Origin of the sequence: Alteripontixanthobacter maritimus (genome assembly GCF_003340475.1) — a bacterium.
Taxonomy (GTDB): Bacteria; Pseudomonadota; Alphaproteobacteria; order Sphingomonadales; family Sphingomonadaceae; genus Alteripontixanthobacter; species Alteripontixanthobacter maritimus.
This window is the reverse complement of the sequence record NZ_QBKA01000002.1, coordinates 294,017-308,449: the sequence shown is the minus strand read 5'-3', so window position 1 is coordinate 308,449 and position 14,433 is coordinate 294,017. Positions and strand designations below refer to the sequence as shown.

Annotated in this window: 16 protein-coding genes; 13 read left to right on the top strand and 3 right to left on the bottom strand. The window is 62.7% G+C overall.

Going from position 1 to position 14,433, the window contains the following annotated elements; all coding sequences use genetic code 11:
• Positions 1-18: 18 nt before the first annotated feature.
• The 11 genes from HME9302_RS01645 to HME9302_RS01595 are packed head-to-tail and all read left to right on the top strand — an operon-like array spanning position 19 to position 8,956.
• On the top strand, positions 19-369 hold the full coding sequence (locus HME9302_RS01645) for a flagellar hook assembly protein FlgD (RefSeq protein WP_115365564.1): 351 nt from the start codon (positions 19-21) through the stop codon (positions 367-369).
• Complete coding sequence (locus HME9302_RS01640; RefSeq protein WP_115365563.1) at positions 366-1,184, top strand: flagellar hook-basal body complex protein; 819 nt, start codon at positions 366-368, stop codon at positions 1,182-1,184. Before HME9302_RS01645 ends, HME9302_RS01640 begins: the two co-directional genes overlap by 4 nt.
• Positions 1,185-1,187: 3 nt before the next feature.
• Positions 1,188-1,931: a flagellar basal body rod protein FlgF gene (locus HME9302_RS01635; RefSeq protein ID WP_115365562.1), complete on the top strand. Its 744-nt coding sequence runs from the start codon at positions 1,188-1,190 to the stop codon at positions 1,929-1,931.
• 24 nt (positions 1,932-1,955) lie between these two features.
• Complete coding sequence (gene flgG, locus HME9302_RS01630; RefSeq protein WP_115365561.1) at positions 1,956-2,744, top strand: flagellar basal-body rod protein FlgG; 789 nt, start codon at positions 1,956-1,958, stop codon at positions 2,742-2,744.
• 23 nt (positions 2,745-2,767) lie between these two features.
• A complete protein-coding gene (locus HME9302_RS01625; RefSeq protein ID WP_115365560.1) occupies positions 2,768-3,433 on the top strand; it encodes a flagellar basal body L-ring protein FlgH in 666 nt (221 codons plus the stop codon).
• Positions 3,433-4,539 (top strand): flagellar basal body P-ring protein FlgI, encoded by a 1,107-nt coding sequence (locus HME9302_RS01620; protein ID WP_115365559.1) that lies wholly within the window; start codon positions 3,433-3,435, stop codon positions 4,537-4,539. The genes HME9302_RS01625 and HME9302_RS01620 overlap by 1 nt, the downstream gene beginning before the upstream one ends.
• Positions 4,536-4,904, top strand: a complete 369-nt coding sequence (locus HME9302_RS01615) for a rod-binding protein (protein ID WP_230079827.1) — start codon at positions 4,536-4,538, stop codon at positions 4,902-4,904. The genes HME9302_RS01620 and HME9302_RS01615 overlap by 4 nt, the downstream gene beginning before the upstream one ends.
• Positions 4,901-6,247 (top strand): flagellar hook-associated protein FlgK, encoded by a 1,347-nt coding sequence (gene flgK, locus HME9302_RS01610; RefSeq protein WP_115365558.1) that lies wholly within the window; start codon positions 4,901-4,903, stop codon positions 6,245-6,247. Before HME9302_RS01615 ends, flgK begins: the two co-directional genes overlap by 4 nt.
• Before the next feature lie 11 nt (positions 6,248-6,258).
• Positions 6,259-7,176 carry a flagellin N-terminal helical domain-containing protein gene (locus tag HME9302_RS01605; RefSeq protein WP_115365557.1) on the top strand — a complete coding sequence of 306 codons (918 nt, stop codon included), beginning with the start codon at positions 6,259-6,261 and terminating at the stop codon, positions 7,174-7,176.
• 33 nt (positions 7,177-7,209) lie between these two features.
• Complete coding sequence (gene motA / locus HME9302_RS01600) at positions 7,210-8,073, top strand: flagellar motor stator protein MotA (RefSeq protein WP_115365556.1); 864 nt, start codon at positions 7,210-7,212, stop codon at positions 8,071-8,073.
• Positions 8,074-8,104: 31 nt separating this feature from the next.
• Positions 8,105-8,956, top strand: a complete 852-nt coding sequence (locus HME9302_RS01595; protein ID WP_115365555.1) for a flagellar motor protein MotB — start codon at positions 8,105-8,107, stop codon at positions 8,954-8,956.
• Between the two features lie 47 nt (positions 8,957-9,003).
• On the opposite strand, the gene HME9302_RS13085 is transcribed toward HME9302_RS01595, so the two are convergent.
• The 3 genes from HME9302_RS13085 to HME9302_RS01585 all read right to left on the bottom strand — a co-directional run bounded on the left by HME9302_RS13085 (position 9,004) and on the right by HME9302_RS01585 (position 12,543).
• Positions 9,004-10,146, bottom strand: a complete 1,143-nt coding sequence (locus tag HME9302_RS13085) for a hypothetical protein (protein ID WP_147270742.1) — start codon at positions 10,144-10,146, stop codon at positions 9,004-9,006.
• 502 nt (positions 10,147-10,648) lie between these two features.
• Positions 10,649-11,539: an alpha/beta hydrolase gene (locus tag HME9302_RS01590; protein WP_230079826.1), complete on the bottom strand. Its 891-nt coding sequence runs from the start codon at positions 11,537-11,539 to the stop codon at positions 10,649-10,651.
• Between the two features lie 185 nt (positions 11,540-11,724).
• Complete coding sequence (locus HME9302_RS01585; RefSeq protein ID WP_115365554.1) at positions 11,725-12,543, bottom strand: flagellin N-terminal helical domain-containing protein; 819 nt, start codon at positions 12,541-12,543, stop codon at positions 11,725-11,727.
• A 223-nt stretch (positions 12,544-12,766) separates the two neighbouring features.
• Between HME9302_RS01585 and HME9302_RS01580 the strand changes: the two genes are divergently transcribed.
• Both HME9302_RS01580 and fliE read left to right on the top strand, forming a co-directional pair.
• Entirely contained in the window at positions 12,767-14,056 is a 1,290-nt protein-coding gene (locus HME9302_RS01580) for a sigma-54 interaction domain-containing protein (RefSeq protein ID WP_115365553.1), read from the top strand.
• The gene (gene fliE / locus HME9302_RS01575) at positions 14,053-14,433 is read left to right on the top strand and encodes a flagellar hook-basal body complex protein FliE (RefSeq protein WP_115365552.1); all 381 of its coding nucleotides are present in this window, start codon (positions 14,053-14,055) and stop codon (positions 14,431-14,433) included. The genes HME9302_RS01580 and fliE overlap by 4 nt, the downstream gene beginning before the upstream one ends.

The following is a 14,433-nucleotide window of genomic DNA, read 5'->3' as shown; positions in this document are numbered from 1 at the left end:
AGCGAGGATGACGTAATCATGGACATAGGTTCAACACCCGCATTGTCGCCGGAAATCCGGCGCTCCATCGACGCGGTCAATGCCGCCCGGTCCGGCCCCGTCGGCCCCAAATCGGACGCCGGCTTCGGCGCGCTGGGTCAGGGTGATTTCCTCACCCTGATGGTGGCGCAATTGCAGCAGCAGGACCCGTTCGATCCGGTCGATAACAAGGAAATGCTGGCGCAGATGGCGCAGTTCTCCTCGCTTGCCGGAACCGCCGAAACCAACGTCACTCTAGGCGATATCGCCGCCAAGCTGGACGCGCTGATTGCCGCCCAGACCCGGGCCAATTCCACAATGCCAACCACGACGCAGGAGCCTACCCCATGACCTCATTCTACACTTCATTGAGCGGCCTCAGAAACGCTGAGACCGATCTCGGCGTAGTGGCGCACAACATCGCCAATGCCGAGACCACCGGATTCAAGAAATCGAGCGTGGAATTCGCCGATATCGTATCCAACGGTTCGTCCGGCGATCCCCGCATGACGCGCGGGATCGGCTCCACCGTAACCTCGATCAACCAGGATTTCAGCCTTGGCGCGGTGGAACAGACCGGCCGCAGCCTGGACGTTGCGATCGACGGGGACGGCTTCTTCGCCACCCGCAACGAGGAAAGCGGGGACATCAAATATTCGCGCAACGGCAATTTCCAGCTGGACGGCGCGGGCTTCGTCACCGACTTTTCCGACAAGAGGCTGCAGATCTTCGAAACCGACGCCAATGGCGCGGTGACCGATCCGAACACCACGGTCGACGCGCAGATCCCGCCGGTCAACGCCGCCGGGTCCGAATTATCGGGCGTAACGGTGGAAGTGACCGGCATGGTCCGCGCCGCCTATGCCGACGGGTCCACCGCCGACGTCGGGCGGGTGGCGCTTGCCAATTTCCTTTCGCCCAACGGATTGCGAGCCGTTGGCGGCAGCAAATGGGAAGCCACCGGCGTTTCCGGCCAGGCCAGCTTCGGCGTGCCCGGCGTGGGGCAGTTTGGCGAGATGCGATCCGGCGCGCTGGAACGATCGAACGTCAATCTGGCGGAAGAAATGGTCGGGCTGATTACCGCCCAGCGCAACTTCCAGGCCAATGCGAAAGCCATCGACACCGCCAGCCAGCTTTCCCAGACCATCATCAATCTGCGGAGCTGATAGGTGGACCGCCTGATCTACACTGCACTGTCCGGCATGGACGCCGCGATGGACCGTCAGCGCGCGGTGGCGAACAATCTCGCCAACGCGTCCACCCCGGGCTTCCGCGCCGAAAGCTTCGCCGTCACCCCCATGACGGTGAAGTCGGACGCGCTGGAAGCCCGATCGGTGGCTGCAGGCGGCGTGCGCGGCGCGGATATGAGCGCGGGCCGCGTGGTGCCCACCGGCCAACCGCTTGATATCGCAGTGTCGGGCGATGCGCTGATCGCGCTGCAGGCCGAGGACGGCGCAGAAGTTTACTCCCGGCGAGGCGATCTGTCCGTGAGCGTAACCGGCGTGCTGCAGAACGGCGACGGTCGCCCGGTGATGGGGCAGACCGGCCCGATCACGGTGCCGAACGGACAGATACTTTCCATTGCCAAGGATGGCGCGATCTTCGCCGTCGATCCCGCCACGCCCGACGCACCGCCTGCCGAAATCGCGCGGATCAAGCTCGCCAGCCCGCAAGGCTCGGCCATTGCGAAGGACATGGCCGGCTTCCTGCGGGTGGTCGGCGGCGGCGTGCTGCCTGCCGACGCCACGGCCGAAGTCACTTCCGGTGCGCTCGAACAGTCCAACGTCGATAGCGCTGGGACGCTGGTCGACATGATCGAGGCGCAGCGAAGCTTCGAACAGCGGGCGAAACTCTTTTCCACCATGCGCGAACTCGACACCTCGGCCACCCGGCTGATGTCGCTCCGCAGCTAACACGCAAGCAGGAAGGACACACTTATGCCAACCTCCGCCCTCCACGTAGCCCGAACCGGCCTCGAAGCGCAGAACACCCGGATGCAGGTGATCGCGCACAATCTCGCCAATATCGGCACTACCGGCTTCAAGCGCGACCGCGCCGATTTCGAGACGCTGGCCTATCAGGACACGCGCGTGGCCGGACAGCGGTCGAGCGGGGAGACGGCCTATGCCGTCGGCCTCAATCTCGGCACCGGGGTGGCCGTGCAGGGCACCAGCCGCATCGGCACGCAGGGTACGCTGAACACCACCGGCAACGCGCTGGACCTGGCGCTGGACGGCGACGGGTTCTTCCAGGTCGAGCTTCCCGGCGGCCAGCTTGGCTATACCCGCGCGGGCAATTTCACTTTGAGCGCCGAAGGCCAGCTGGTCACACCGCAGGGTTACGCCGTGCAGCCCGCCATCGAAATTCCGCCCGGCGTGCAATCCGTGACGGTCGGCCCGGACGGCACAGTCACCGCGGTGCTGCCCGGCGAAAGCGCGCCGGCGGAACTCGGCCAGCTGACTACCGCAACTTTCGCCAATCCCAACGGCCTTCGCGCCCAGGGGTCGAACTTCCTAGTCGAGACAGCCGCCAGCGGGGCCGCCGAACTGGATGTCGCTGGCACGAACGGACGCGGATCGGTGCGGCAGGGCATGCTCGAAGCGTCGAACGTCAATGTCGTCGAGGAGCTGGTCGAGATGATCGAGGCGCAGCGCGCTTACGAGATCAATTCCAAGATGATCAGCGCGGTCGACGAGATGCTGCGCAACGCCAACCAGACGCTTTGATCCATTTCCCTGTGAGGCTCCTGATGACCATACTAAAACTTGCCATCGTATCCACTGCCGCGCTTGCGCTGGCCGGCTGCATGGGCGGCCCGGCGCGCACGCCCGGTTTCCATGCGGCACTACCAGCCCCGCCCCCGGCGGTGCGCCCGTCGGCGGATGGCGCGATCTATCAGGCAGCGCACGGCTATGCCGCCCTGCACGAGGGCAATCGCGCCCGCCGCGTGGGCGATCTGGTGGTTGTGGTGCTGACCGAAAGCATCGGCACGAACAAGCGCACGAACGGTCAGACCAGCCGCGACGGGTCTGTTTCCATCACCCCGCCCGGCGCAGGCCCGCTCGATTTCCTCAATCCCGATGCCCTTAAAGCTGCGGCGCAGGGGTCGTTCAAGGGAACGGGGAGTGCCGGACAATCCAGCTCGCTCGATGGCGCGGTCGCCGTGACCATCGCCGAAGTGCGCGCCAACGGCACCGCGCTCGTCATAGGAGAGAAACAAATGTTGCTCAGCCAGGGGGACGAATGGATCCAGTTCGCTGGCCTCATCCGGCTGGCCGACGTGGATTACGACAACCGCATCGCCAGCACCCGCGTGGCCGACGCCCGGATCATCTATTCGGGCAAGGGTGCGGTGCAACAGGCGAGCCGCCCCGGCTGGCTGAGCCGTTTCTTCAGCGCCGTGAGTCCGTTCTGATGCGCGCGCTCCTTCCCATATTCGCCGCGCTGTTCGCGCTCTTCGCCATGCTCATCCCGACCCCTGCCCATGCCGAGCGGCTGCGCGATCTTGGCAATTTTCAGGGCGTGCGCGCCAACCAGCTGACCGGATATGGCATCGTGGTCGGCCTCGCCGGAACGGGCGATGATAATCTTGCCTATCTTACACAGGCCATGCGCGGCGTATCCGGGCGGCTGGGAATGCCCCTGCCGCCGGGTGTATCGCCGGGCCTGAAAAACGCCGCTGCCGTTATCATCACTGCCGAACTACCCGCCTTTGCCAAACCCGGCCAGCGGATCGACGTTACCGTCAGCACCATGGGCAAAGCCAAATCGCTGCGCGGCGGAGCGCTGATCCTGACCAGCCTGCAGGGCGCCGACGGCGAAGTCTATGCGCTGGCGCAGGGCAGCCTCGCAGTCGGCGGACTGGGCGTTTCGGGTCGCGATGGCTCCAAGGTTTCGGTCAATGTGCCCACCGTGGGCCGGATCGCAGGCGGCGCGACCGTGGAACGCGGGGTCGGCACCGGCTTCGGCGATCACGGCACACTGCGCTTCAACCTCCACACCGCCGATTTCCAGACCGCCATGCGCCTGCGCAATGCGATCAACATCGAGTTTCCCGGCACCGCGACGATCGTCGACGGGGTGACGCTGGACCTTGTGCTGCCGTTCGGCGGGGATGCCCGGTCCGCCATGCTCGCCCGATTGGAAGGCATTGAAGTGACGCCTGCCGAAAGCGCGGCCAAAGTCATCGTCAACAGTCGCACCGGCACGGTTGTGATCAACAGCGCGGTCCGCCTGTCGCCCGCCGCGATCAGCCATGGCCGCCTGACTGTCAGGATCGAGGAAGACCCGCGCGTGGTCCAGCCCGAACCCTTTGCAAACGGCCGCACCGCCATCGAACAGTCGAGCGAGATTTCCATCGAGCGCGAGGAAGCGCGCGTGGTCCGCATGGACGGCGCGGCGAACCTGTCCGAAGTGGTCGATGCGCTGAACATGCTGGGTGTGGGCGCGGCGGACCTCGTGGTCATTCTCGAAGCGCTGAAGCAGGCGGGCGCGATGCAGGCCGAAATGGTGGTACTGTGAATATCGCCAGTCCCCTCACCATCGGCCCCCCTTCCGCTATCGCCTTGAATGCCGCCGCAGCCGAAAAACCGGCGGAGAACGCTCAGCTGCGCGAGGCTGCACAGGCGTTCGAAGCGGTGTTCCTACGCCAGTTCCTCGCCAGCGCTCGCGCATCCGATTTCGGCGGCAGCGATATCTTTTCCGCCGGCGGCGGTCAGGGGCTCGACCAGTTCGAGGCAATGCAGGACGAACATCTGGCCGACATCGCGAGCCGCACCGGCAGCTTCGGCCTGGCCGACGCGATCGAACGCCAGCTTTCCGCGCATCACACCGTTTCCGGTCGGCCCGCCGCCAGCACAGGTCTTCTCGCGGCTGACACCACATGAGCAGCAATCTCCTCTTGATCGGCAAAAGCGGCGCGCTGGCTGCGCGTAGCGCGCTGGAAACCACCGGCCAGAACATCGCCAACGCCGCGACCAAGGGCTATTCGCGCCGAACGGTCGAGCTCGGCGAAGTGGCATCCAGCGGAGGCGCGGATTTCCGGTCCAACGTGGCCCTGTCGGGCGTGCGCGTTGAAAGCATCCAGCGCTCCAGCTCTGTATTCCTGCAAAGCGAGGCCCGGCGTACCGGCAGCGATCTGGCGCGAGCAGACTCCGAATTGCGCAGCCTTGCAGGAGCGCTGGCCTCTGTCGAGCAAGCGGGTGTCTATCCCGCCATCGTAGAATTCGAAGCCAGCCTTGCCGGCCTCGGTTCCGATCCGCTCGACCAGTCTCTGCGTGCGGCCGTGCTGGAAAGCGCGCGCGCACTGTCCGGAACGTTGAACATCGCGGCCGGATCGCTGGCAGCGGTGAGCGAAGAAGCCCGTTTCTCGGCTCACGACGATGCCGCCCGCGTAACCGTGCTGGCAAGCGACCTTGCCCGTACCAATGTGGCGCTTACTCGCGCTGAAAGCGGCAGCGGCAGCCGGGCGGTCCTCCTCGACCAGCGCGACGCGTTGCTGGCCGACATGGCGCAGCGGATCGGCGTAACCGCAACCTACGATGCCACGGGCCGCGTGGACGTCCGCCTGGGCGACGCCGGCGGACCGGCAATAGTGTCGGGCAACGCGTCCTTCGCCCTCACCGCGACAGACCTGCCGGACGGTACGCTGGCGTACGAAATCGACACCGACCCGCCCGCCGCCGTCATTCCGGTGTCGGGCAGGCTGGCCGGAACCGGCCAGGGCCTGTCCGCGGTGCGCGATCTGGCCACTCAGCTCGACGAATTGGCAGCGAATATTGCGCAAACCGCAAACGACGCGCAGGCGGATGGCATCACGCCCGCGGGCGCTGCCGGACGGCCGCTGTTTTCAGGCAGTACGGCAGCCACGCTCGCAATGTCGCTTACCAATGGCAGCGGCCTTGCCACCGCGCCCGCATCGGCAGGCGCGAACAGCCGCAACACCGCCAATCTGGCGGCCCTGCGCGCGGCGCTCGCGAATAGCGGTCCGGCCAGCACGGCGGACGCCATCCTGTTCGGCGTTTCAAGCGCCGTCGCCGCACGTTCGGTCACCCGCGAGGCCCTGTCCGCGATTGCCGAAACGGCCCAAGTCTCGCTCACCCGGGAAACCGGCGTCGATCTCGATAGTGAAGCTGCCAACCTGTTGCGGTTCCAGCAGGCGTTCCAGGCATCGGGCCGGGTGATCCAGGTTGCCAGCGACATTTTCGACACGCTGTTGGCCATTCGCTGAAGGATGCCATCATGACCTTGCCCACGATCAATTCCTCATCCGCGTTTTTCCGCCGGTCGCTTACCGACATGACCTCGCTTCGCGGGCAGGCGGAACAGCTGCAACAGTCCATCGGCACAGGCACGCGGATCGCACGCTCGTCCGACGATCCGGTCGCTGCAGCTCAGCTGCGCGGACTGGGGAGAGCGGACCGGCTGGCTTCCATCGACAGCGCCAATACGGCGCGCGCGGCGGACGAGCTGTCGCGCGGCGGCGATGCGCTGTCCGATATCGCAGGCGAACTGATCCGCATCCGCGAACTCACCCTTCTTGCATCGAGCGAAGCCACCGGTGCCCAGCAGCGCAGCGTGATCGCGGACGAGATCGACCAGTTGCAGCAAAGCCTGCTTGCCGCCGTAAACACGCGCGGATTGTCGGGCGGTGCGTTGTTCGGCGGGGAAACCGACGGCCCCGCTTACCGCGAGAACGGGCGCGGCGTGATCTTCTACGACGGTACTGCGCAAGCGGGCGAGTTCGATCTGGGCGACGACATTGCCATCCCGCGCGGCATTACCGGGCCGACCTTCACCAATTTCGACGATAACGGCACCCAGACCAATGTATTCGCGTTCCTGACCGACCTGTCCGCTGCCCTGCGCTCATCCGCCGACCCTGCCGCCGCCGCGACCGGAGCGCTGGCCGGGCTGGACGAAGCGTTAGGGCAGGTGAACCGTTCGCAAACGGTGCTGGGCGCGCGTGCCGCCTGGATCGAGATCATCCAGACCCGGCAGGACCAGCTTTCTGAAAGCCGCAGCCGCGCCAGCGCCGATGTCGGCGGCACCGACCTCACCTCCGCCATCGCCGAATTGCAGCAGACGCTGACCGTGCTGGAAGCCAGCCAGGCCAGCTTCGTGCGGATGCAGAACCTGTCTTTGTTCGACGCGATCTGACGCGCACAGACCCTTTTACGAAAGCCCCGAACCATGTTTGCAGCCGCTGGTATCGTCATCCTCCTCGTCCTCGTTTTCGGGGGCTTCGTCATGAGCGGCGGCGCGCTGGGGCCGGTCATGGCCGCGATCCCTATCGAAATGACCATCATCGGCGGCGCTGCCATCGGCGCGCTGGTGGCGGGCAATTCCATGCACGAACTGAAGGGTCTGGGTCGCGGCGTGGCCCGCGTGTTCAAGGGCCCGATGTATTCGGGGCAGGACCATGTGGACGCCATCGCGCTGACCAGCCGCCTGATGAAAGTCCAGCGCGCGGAAGGCCCCGTGGCGCTGGAAAGCCATGTGACCGATCCGCAGAACTCCGCCATCTTCGCTGAATATCCGCGCCTGCTGGCGCAGCCCGCGCTGACCAATCTGGTGTGCGACGCGCTGACGCTGATCGTGGTAAGCTCCGGCACGCTCGACACCCATGCGATCGAGGATGTGATGGACAATGCCATCCGCACCCAGCTGCACGAGATCGAGGAGCCTGCCCATGCCCTGCAGAACCTGGCTGACGCGCTGCCCGCGCTGGGCATTGTGGCCGCCGTGCTGGGCATCGTGAAGACCATGGGTTCGATCGACCAGCCGCCAGAAGTATTGGGCAAGATGATCGGTTCCGCGCTGGTCGGCACGTTTCTGGGCGTATTGCTCGCCTATGGTATAGTCGGCCCGCTGGCCGGCCGGCTGAAGCAGGTAAACGCGCATGACAGCCAGATCTACCAATCGGTGAAGCAGGTCATCATCGCCAGCCTGCACGGCCATCCGCAGCCGCTGGTGGTGGAAAGCGCCCGCAGTGGTCTGCCGCCCGCGCACCGCCCGCCGCTGACCGACCTGCTCGACACGCTGCGGGGCCGCTGACATGGCATCGCAAGCCGTGGGCGCCCCGCTCATGTCACCCCCCGCAGACGCTCCCGCCGAGCCGGTGCGCCCGATCATCGTCAAGAAGGTCTTCGTGACCGAGGCGGGCCACCATGGCGGCGCGTGGAAGGTTGCCTATGCCGATTTCGTCACCGCGATGATGGCGTTCTTCCTGATGCTCTGGCTGCTGGGCGCCACGACCGAGAACCAGCGCAAGGGCCTCGCCGATTATTTTACCCCCACCCTCGTCAAGTTGAAGCAGGAAAGCGCCGGGTCCGACGGGATGCTGGGCGGCAGTTCGATGGTGGACGCAGACAGCTACCCCCACCGCGCCGGGCAGACGGGCAACCGCGAACTGACCATTCCAAAGGGCGCGCAAGGCGGCCCGCAGAAGGAAGATGCCGCGCCAGACAAGGATGGCAAGCGCCACCGCGACCTGAAGGCGAAGATCGAAAAGCGGCTGGAGATGACCGCGCGGCTGCGCCGTCTCGCCCGGCAGGTGCGCGTGATGCGGACGCCCGAAGGCACGCGGATCGACCTCGTCGACGATGCGGAGTTTTCCATGTTCGCGCTGGGCACCACGATCCTCGTCCCCGAAGCGCGCGAGCTGATTACCGCCGTGGCCGAAGTGATTTCGGACGACGCCGCGCAGATCGTGGTGCGCGGCCATACCGACGCGCTGCCGTGGAAGCCGGGCGTGGTGGCCAACAACTGGTCGCTAAGCACCGGCCGCGCCGAAGCCACCCGCCAGGCCATGCTCGCCACAACCATCCCCGAAACCCGCTTCGACCGCATCGAAGGCGTGGCCGACCGCGAGCTTTTGGTAAAGGACGACCCGGCAGACCCCCGCAACCGGCGGATATCGGTGTTGTTGCTGGATTGAAAACCAACATATCAATTAGCAGGTTTTGAAGCTTAATTCAAAATAATCTAGGCCACTTTTTGCACGGTCTCATCCACAAATAATATTATTGCATCAGCATGAGCAATCCCACTAGATGTTAGCGCAGCAATCGCTAGCCCGTAAGGCACTAGGATGTCATGAAAACTAAAAACTTGTCTATCTCGGCGATTTAACCTTGAACTAATACGGGTCATTTCATCTATCCTAATAGTTATCGCGGACATCGCCTTTTTCAGTTCTTCAATGTGAGAATTATTTCCTTCAACCATATTTCGCGCCGTCCGCTCATCAATAGCTGGAACCAAACCTAATGCATTTGATAGATTGCTCATCACAGGTTCGTTAAGTTCACGAAGTTCAGTTTCAGCGGCTTCAGCTTTTGAAATACTGGCTAAATAATCGATGTCGTGACCATGAGGTACATGATCTTGCGCGCCAAGCCAAGATAGACGCATTTCTTGTAAAGAATCTACAGCTTGTATAATTGGAGAGAATAGGCCTTGGGCATTCACCATCGCCTCCATTACTGCGCTTCGGTTTTCACTTTCTGCTGGTGCTTGTTCTAATGCTTGATTCCAATAAGATAATTTCTTTCCAATTTCTTCGAGCTGTTCGCGAAGCATTTTCTCAGCTGAACTAGCAAATCCTGCCTCATTTGCATCGTGATTATTGCTACCTGATTTCATACCAATCGCTATATCAGAATGAGAAGATGACAGGATGTACTGCTCGTGGTGGTATGCTATTAACAGATAAACTGTATAGATCATAAAAGACACCGCAAGGGGAGCAATCGCCAAACTGATGTCAAGAGCAGGCGCCTTAACTTCATTTCCAGTCGCGAAAGAAAGTAGTAACGTGACGCTTGAAGCCCATAATACGTTGCGTTTAGCCTTACGATACTCTTCTGATTTCTTGAAAAAAATTTTTCCGCCGGAACTTGGGGCAATAGCCTCTTGCAATGCACGGAATCTTTGTGCCGTAGTGCGTTTTATACGTGCAAACGCAAGTGAAGCAACGGAAGGAGTCCGATATTCTTTTGAATTTAATACGTTCAACAATTTTTCGTATTTATCTGGATTATGCTTTGCCGTATTAATCAAATTCCGCATTAGGTCTTGCGTTTCCATAAGACCTTTATTCGTTAATTTCTTTTGATCCTTTGTCATGTCCGAACAACTGCATTGTACGATCAGGAAACGATTCGTTTATAATCTGACATTTACGGCAAAACCTAATTGCTTATTTATAGAGTAAAACTATAGAAAAAACTCGCTGGTTTCGCAATCGGTTTCACCTTGATTTTGCATTCAAAATACCGTCAGCCGCACGATAGAAGGGTTTCATACACCCCCATTCTACCTAACTGATCCGGTTCCTTTCTACCCTTGCGGAGCGAACCGATGCCGGAAACGTTCCCCACTCTCGTGCCATCGTCTACGCGTGCGCGCGACCGGCCCAGCTAAACAGCCTTTTTCGCGCGGGTAGGAAACGGCGCATGTGGTTGCGCGGGTGGAGGCAAAGGAAATACTGGTGACGGGCGATCCAGCAGACCTTCGTAACTCGCGGATAATGAAGTTGCTGTTGGACAAGACAAACGATAGCCCGCTGCGTTTCGGCGAAGGGCTACGAGCCTAACCTCGCCAACCGGACAACACCTCGCAATTTAACTTAACGAGGTCGCGTGACCGCATCCGCAAACGCGGCTGTGTCGTCGAGCACTGGTGCTTTGCCTCGGAAAGGACGGGAAAGAGCGGTCAATATTTCGATATGACCGACTTCCGGATAGGTTTTAAGGGTCACTTCCGCTCCCGCCTGCGACAGCATATCACGCAATATCGCGCTGTGTTTCGGGTCCACGGTCGTATCCTTCGCGCCGTGCAGCAGGAGCACCGGCGGGTCGTCCGCGCTCGCATATTCGATCGGCTGAGTGGTTTCCGGCTGCGGTTCGTTGCCGAAAGCCGCCTTGGTTACCGGCCCGTCCAGCGGCAGGAAGTCATACGGACCGGCAAGCCCCACGAAACCACTGACATTCTCGCGCCTGTTACCCAGCCAGCGCGGATCGAGTGCAAGCATGGCCGCATTGTATGCCCCGGCGGAATGGCCCACCAGCACGATGCGCGATGGGTCCCCGCCATAGGCGGCAGCGTTGTCGATCACCCATTCCACCGCCGCTGCATTGTCTTGCAGAAAGGCCGGGTACTGAATGTCAGGCACTAGCCGGTAATTGGGAACGATGACCAGAAATCCGCGCGATGCCAGCGCCCGGCCGACGAACGAATATCCATCTTTCGAGCCGTCCTTCCACGAACCGCCATGAATGAAGACGATCACCGGCAGGTCGGTCTGTAGCGCATCCGAGCGCGCCTTGGCGGGCCGGTAGATGTCCAATTTCTGACGCTCGACGGGTCCGAAGGACACATTCTTGGCAGCCTGCTGCGCGTCCCCGTCCTTGGGGACGAGAGCGTCGAACGCGCCAAGAGGGGAGCAGGCCGACAGCCCCATCGCGAAAGCGAGCAGCAACATGGTTGCCCCGCGCGGAGAGAATGAAACATTGGTCATGACAGAAAGGCCGATAGTTGGAGCGGTGGGGAACCTGCCTATCAACGGTACGGCGCGAATTCGTTCCGTCCGAGGCCCCGTCAGGCACTGAGCACCCCGCGGCGGCACATGGCACACGGGAAAAGGCCCGAAGCTTGCGCCCCGGACCTTTCCTTTCGTTTGCGAACTATCTGTTCCGTTGCGAATTACCGCAGCAGCGACAGCACGTTCTGCTGGCTCTGATTGGCCTGTGCCAGCATCGCGGTGGACGCCTGGTTCAGGATCTGCGCCTTGGCCAGTGCGGTCGTTTCTGCGGAGTAGTCCGTATCCACGATCCGGCTACGGGCGTCGGACAGGTTGGTGGACTGCGTGGTCAGGCTGCTGATCGCGCTTTCCAGGCGGTTCTGTCCGGCACCCAGTGTGGCGCGGGTGGCGCTGACATCGTCCAGCACCAGATCGACATTGGTAATCGTCGTGGCGGCGGCGGCCGTGGTGGTCACGTCGAGCGCTGCCCCGGCGAAGTTCGTGCCGTCGATCGCCTTGCTGGTCAGCGTCACGCTCTGTGTTGCGTCGGTGGCGATGTTAAGCGCCACGTCGGTGCCTGCCGTGGTGCTGAACAGATCGACGCCGTTGAACTTCGTGTTGGCCAGAACGTCGGTAATCTGGGCCTGCAACTGCTTTACTTCGGCATCCATATAGCCGCGGTCATCGGCGGAGTAGGTGTCGGTGGCGCTCTGCACCGACAATTCGCGGACACGCTGCAGCATGTTGGTCACTTCGTCCAATGCGCCTTCTGCCGTCTGGGCCAGCGCAATACCGTCATTGGCGTTACGAATGCCCTGGTTCATGGCGCGGATGTCGGATGTCATGGTGGTGGCGATGGCGAGGCCGGCGGCGTCGTCTTTCGCGCCGTTGATGCGCTTGCCGGTGGAAAGGCGCTCCATTGCCTGGCCCATCATCATGTCGGCCTTGGTGTTGGCGTTGGAAGCCTGGAGGGCGGAGATATTCGTGTTGATTACAGCCATTGGTATGCTCCTGGTTGGTATGCGGTTGTTCAGGTGATGCCGGGGAAGCGAAATGCTGCGGCAGTCACAACAAAGGACGGGCCGGCCCCGCCGCGATTAAGGGACAGGAGGATCGACAGGCCGGAATCCGGCTAGGTAATCCTACCAGGGCTTAAATTACCGCCCCGTTTGTCGCTCACCCCCCAAAGCCTGCTTGTCAAGAGGGTTAACAAGGGGCCGGACGATGCAAGATATTACTGCCAGCGAGACCGCGAAAAATAATCATGGCGGGCTGTGCGCGGCTGGCGTCGCGCAGTTGGAAAGCCGTCCGGGCGATGGTTCGTGCAGGCTTTATGACACCGCCGAACGCCCTGCTTCGCTGCCGGGCGGGCAGGTCGTGACATTGGCCCGGGGCGAGCAATCGCGCCTCACCCGCCTCGCCCCTGCGAAATTCGCACTTGCCTATGACGATGCCGCCGGTACCGGGCCGCTCGCCGCGTTGCATGCCGCGGCCACTGCGCCCGGCCAGCCGGTCTGCGCGGATCCGGCAAGCCTCGCCATGATGGCGGTGGCCGGACGGGTTGCAGCATCGGATATTCCCGTGCTGGTGGAAGGGCCGACGGGCACGGGCAAGGAAGTGCTCGCGCGCTTCATCCACGAACATTCCGCCCGTAAGTCCGGGCCGTTCGTGGCGATCAACTGCGCGGCGATGCCGGAAACCATGCTGGAAGCGCTGCTGTTCGGGCACAAGAAAGGCGCTTATACCGGCGCGACCGAAGCTGCCGAGGGCTTCGTCCGCGCAGCCGATGGCGGCACGCTGCTGCTGGACGAGATCGGCGAAATGCCCATTGCGTTGCAGGCGAAACTGCTGCGGACCCTGCAGGAAGGCGAAGTGGTGCCATTGGGCGCGACCAAGCCGGTGCCGGTCGACATCCGCGTCATTGCCTGCACCAATCGCGATCTTCCCACCGAAGTGGCCGAGGGCCGCTTTCGCGCCGACCTCTATTACCGCCTCAATGTGTTCCCCCTGCAGATCGAGGCGCTGCGCAGCCGGAAGGGGGATATCGCCCCGCTCGCCTTCGCCATGATCCTGCGCCACTGCCCGGCGGAAGGCGCCGTGCCGTTCCTGACCGAAGCGGCACTGGCGAAACTGGCGGCGCATGCTTGGCCCGGGAATGTGCGCGAGCTGGAAAACGTTGTGCGCCGCGCGCTGCTGCTAGCAGGCGATACATTATCGATCGATGCGGAACACATCCGCTTCGACACCGCCGTTCGCAGACTGGGTACTATAGAGCATGCCGCACCGCCAGTGCTGGCAGACGGCAACCAGCTGTCCGACATCGCCCGCCATTCCGAAACGCGCGCCATTCTCGATACGCTGGAACTGACCGGCGGCAGACGCGGCGCAGCAGCGCGGAAGCTCGGCATCAGCGAGCGTACCTTGCGCTACCGCATGGCCGCCATGCGTGAAGCGGGAACCCTGGATAACGCGGCTGCTCAGCAGCCCCGCGTCAGCGCCGGAGCTGTACGGTGAGCGCAATCGGCGGAGCGGGTGCAGCGGGCCTCCAGCAGGTTATCGCTATGCGCCAGCAAATCGTGGACCAGTCCGACGCGCTGCGCGGCCTGCGTGATGCCGGGAGCACCGGAGCCGCCGGATCGCCGGCACCGGTGGATACGGCCAAACCTGCGGGCGGCGGCTTTGCCGATACGCTCGACAATGCGCTCGACACGGTCAAGCAGACGCAGCTGAAATCGTCGGAAATGACCGCCGCCTACGAACGCGGCGAAGTGACCGATATCGCGCAGGTCATGCTGGCGCGGCAGGAATCCGGCGTCGCTTTCGAAGCCACGCTGCAGGTCCGCAACAAGCTGCTCAACGCCTATCAAGACATCATGCGGATGGGGGTCTGA

What these genes read in the sequence shown, in the direction of transcription:
- HME9302_RS01645 (WP_115365564.1), top strand. Translation starts at nt 19, where the DNA reads ATGGACATAGGTTCAACACCCGCATTGTCGCCGGAAATCCGGCGCTCC.
- HME9302_RS01640 (WP_115365563.1), top strand. Translation starts at nt 366, where the DNA reads ATGACCTCATTCTACACTTCATTGAGCGGCCTCAGAAACGCTGAGACC.
- flgG (WP_115365561.1), top strand. Translation starts at nt 1,956, where the DNA reads ATGCCAACCTCCGCCCTCCACGTAGCCCGAACCGGCCTCGAAGCGCAG.
- HME9302_RS01625 (WP_115365560.1), top strand. Translation starts at nt 2,768, where the DNA reads ATGACCATACTAAAACTTGCCATCGTATCCACTGCCGCGCTTGCGCTG.
- HME9302_RS01620 (WP_115365559.1), top strand. Translation starts at nt 3,433, where the DNA reads ATGCGCGCGCTCCTTCCCATATTCGCCGCGCTGTTCGCGCTCTTCGCC.
- flgK (WP_115365558.1), top strand. Translation starts at nt 4,901, where the DNA reads ATGAGCAGCAATCTCCTCTTGATCGGCAAAAGCGGCGCGCTGGCTGCG.
- HME9302_RS01605 (WP_115365557.1), top strand. Translation starts at nt 6,259, where the DNA reads ATGACCTTGCCCACGATCAATTCCTCATCCGCGTTTTTCCGCCGGTCG.
- motA (WP_115365556.1), top strand. Translation starts at nt 7,210, where the DNA reads ATGTTTGCAGCCGCTGGTATCGTCATCCTCCTCGTCCTCGTTTTCGGG.
- HME9302_RS01595 (WP_115365555.1), top strand. Translation starts at nt 8,105, where the DNA reads ATGTCACCCCCCGCAGACGCTCCCGCCGAGCCGGTGCGCCCGATCATC.
- HME9302_RS13085 (WP_147270742.1), bottom strand. Translation starts at nt 10,146, where the DNA reads ATGACAAAGGATCAAAAGAAATTAACGAATAAAGGTCTTATGGAAACG.
- HME9302_RS01590 (WP_230079826.1), bottom strand. Translation starts at nt 11,539, where the DNA reads ATGACCAATGTTTCATTCTCTCCGCGCGGGGCAACCATGTTGCTGCTC.
- HME9302_RS01585 (WP_115365554.1), bottom strand. Translation starts at nt 12,543, where the DNA reads ATGGCTGTAATCAACACGAATATCTCCGCCCTCCAGGCTTCCAACGCC.
- HME9302_RS01580 (WP_115365553.1), top strand. Translation starts at nt 12,767, where the DNA reads ATGCAAGATATTACTGCCAGCGAGACCGCGAAAAATAATCATGGCGGG.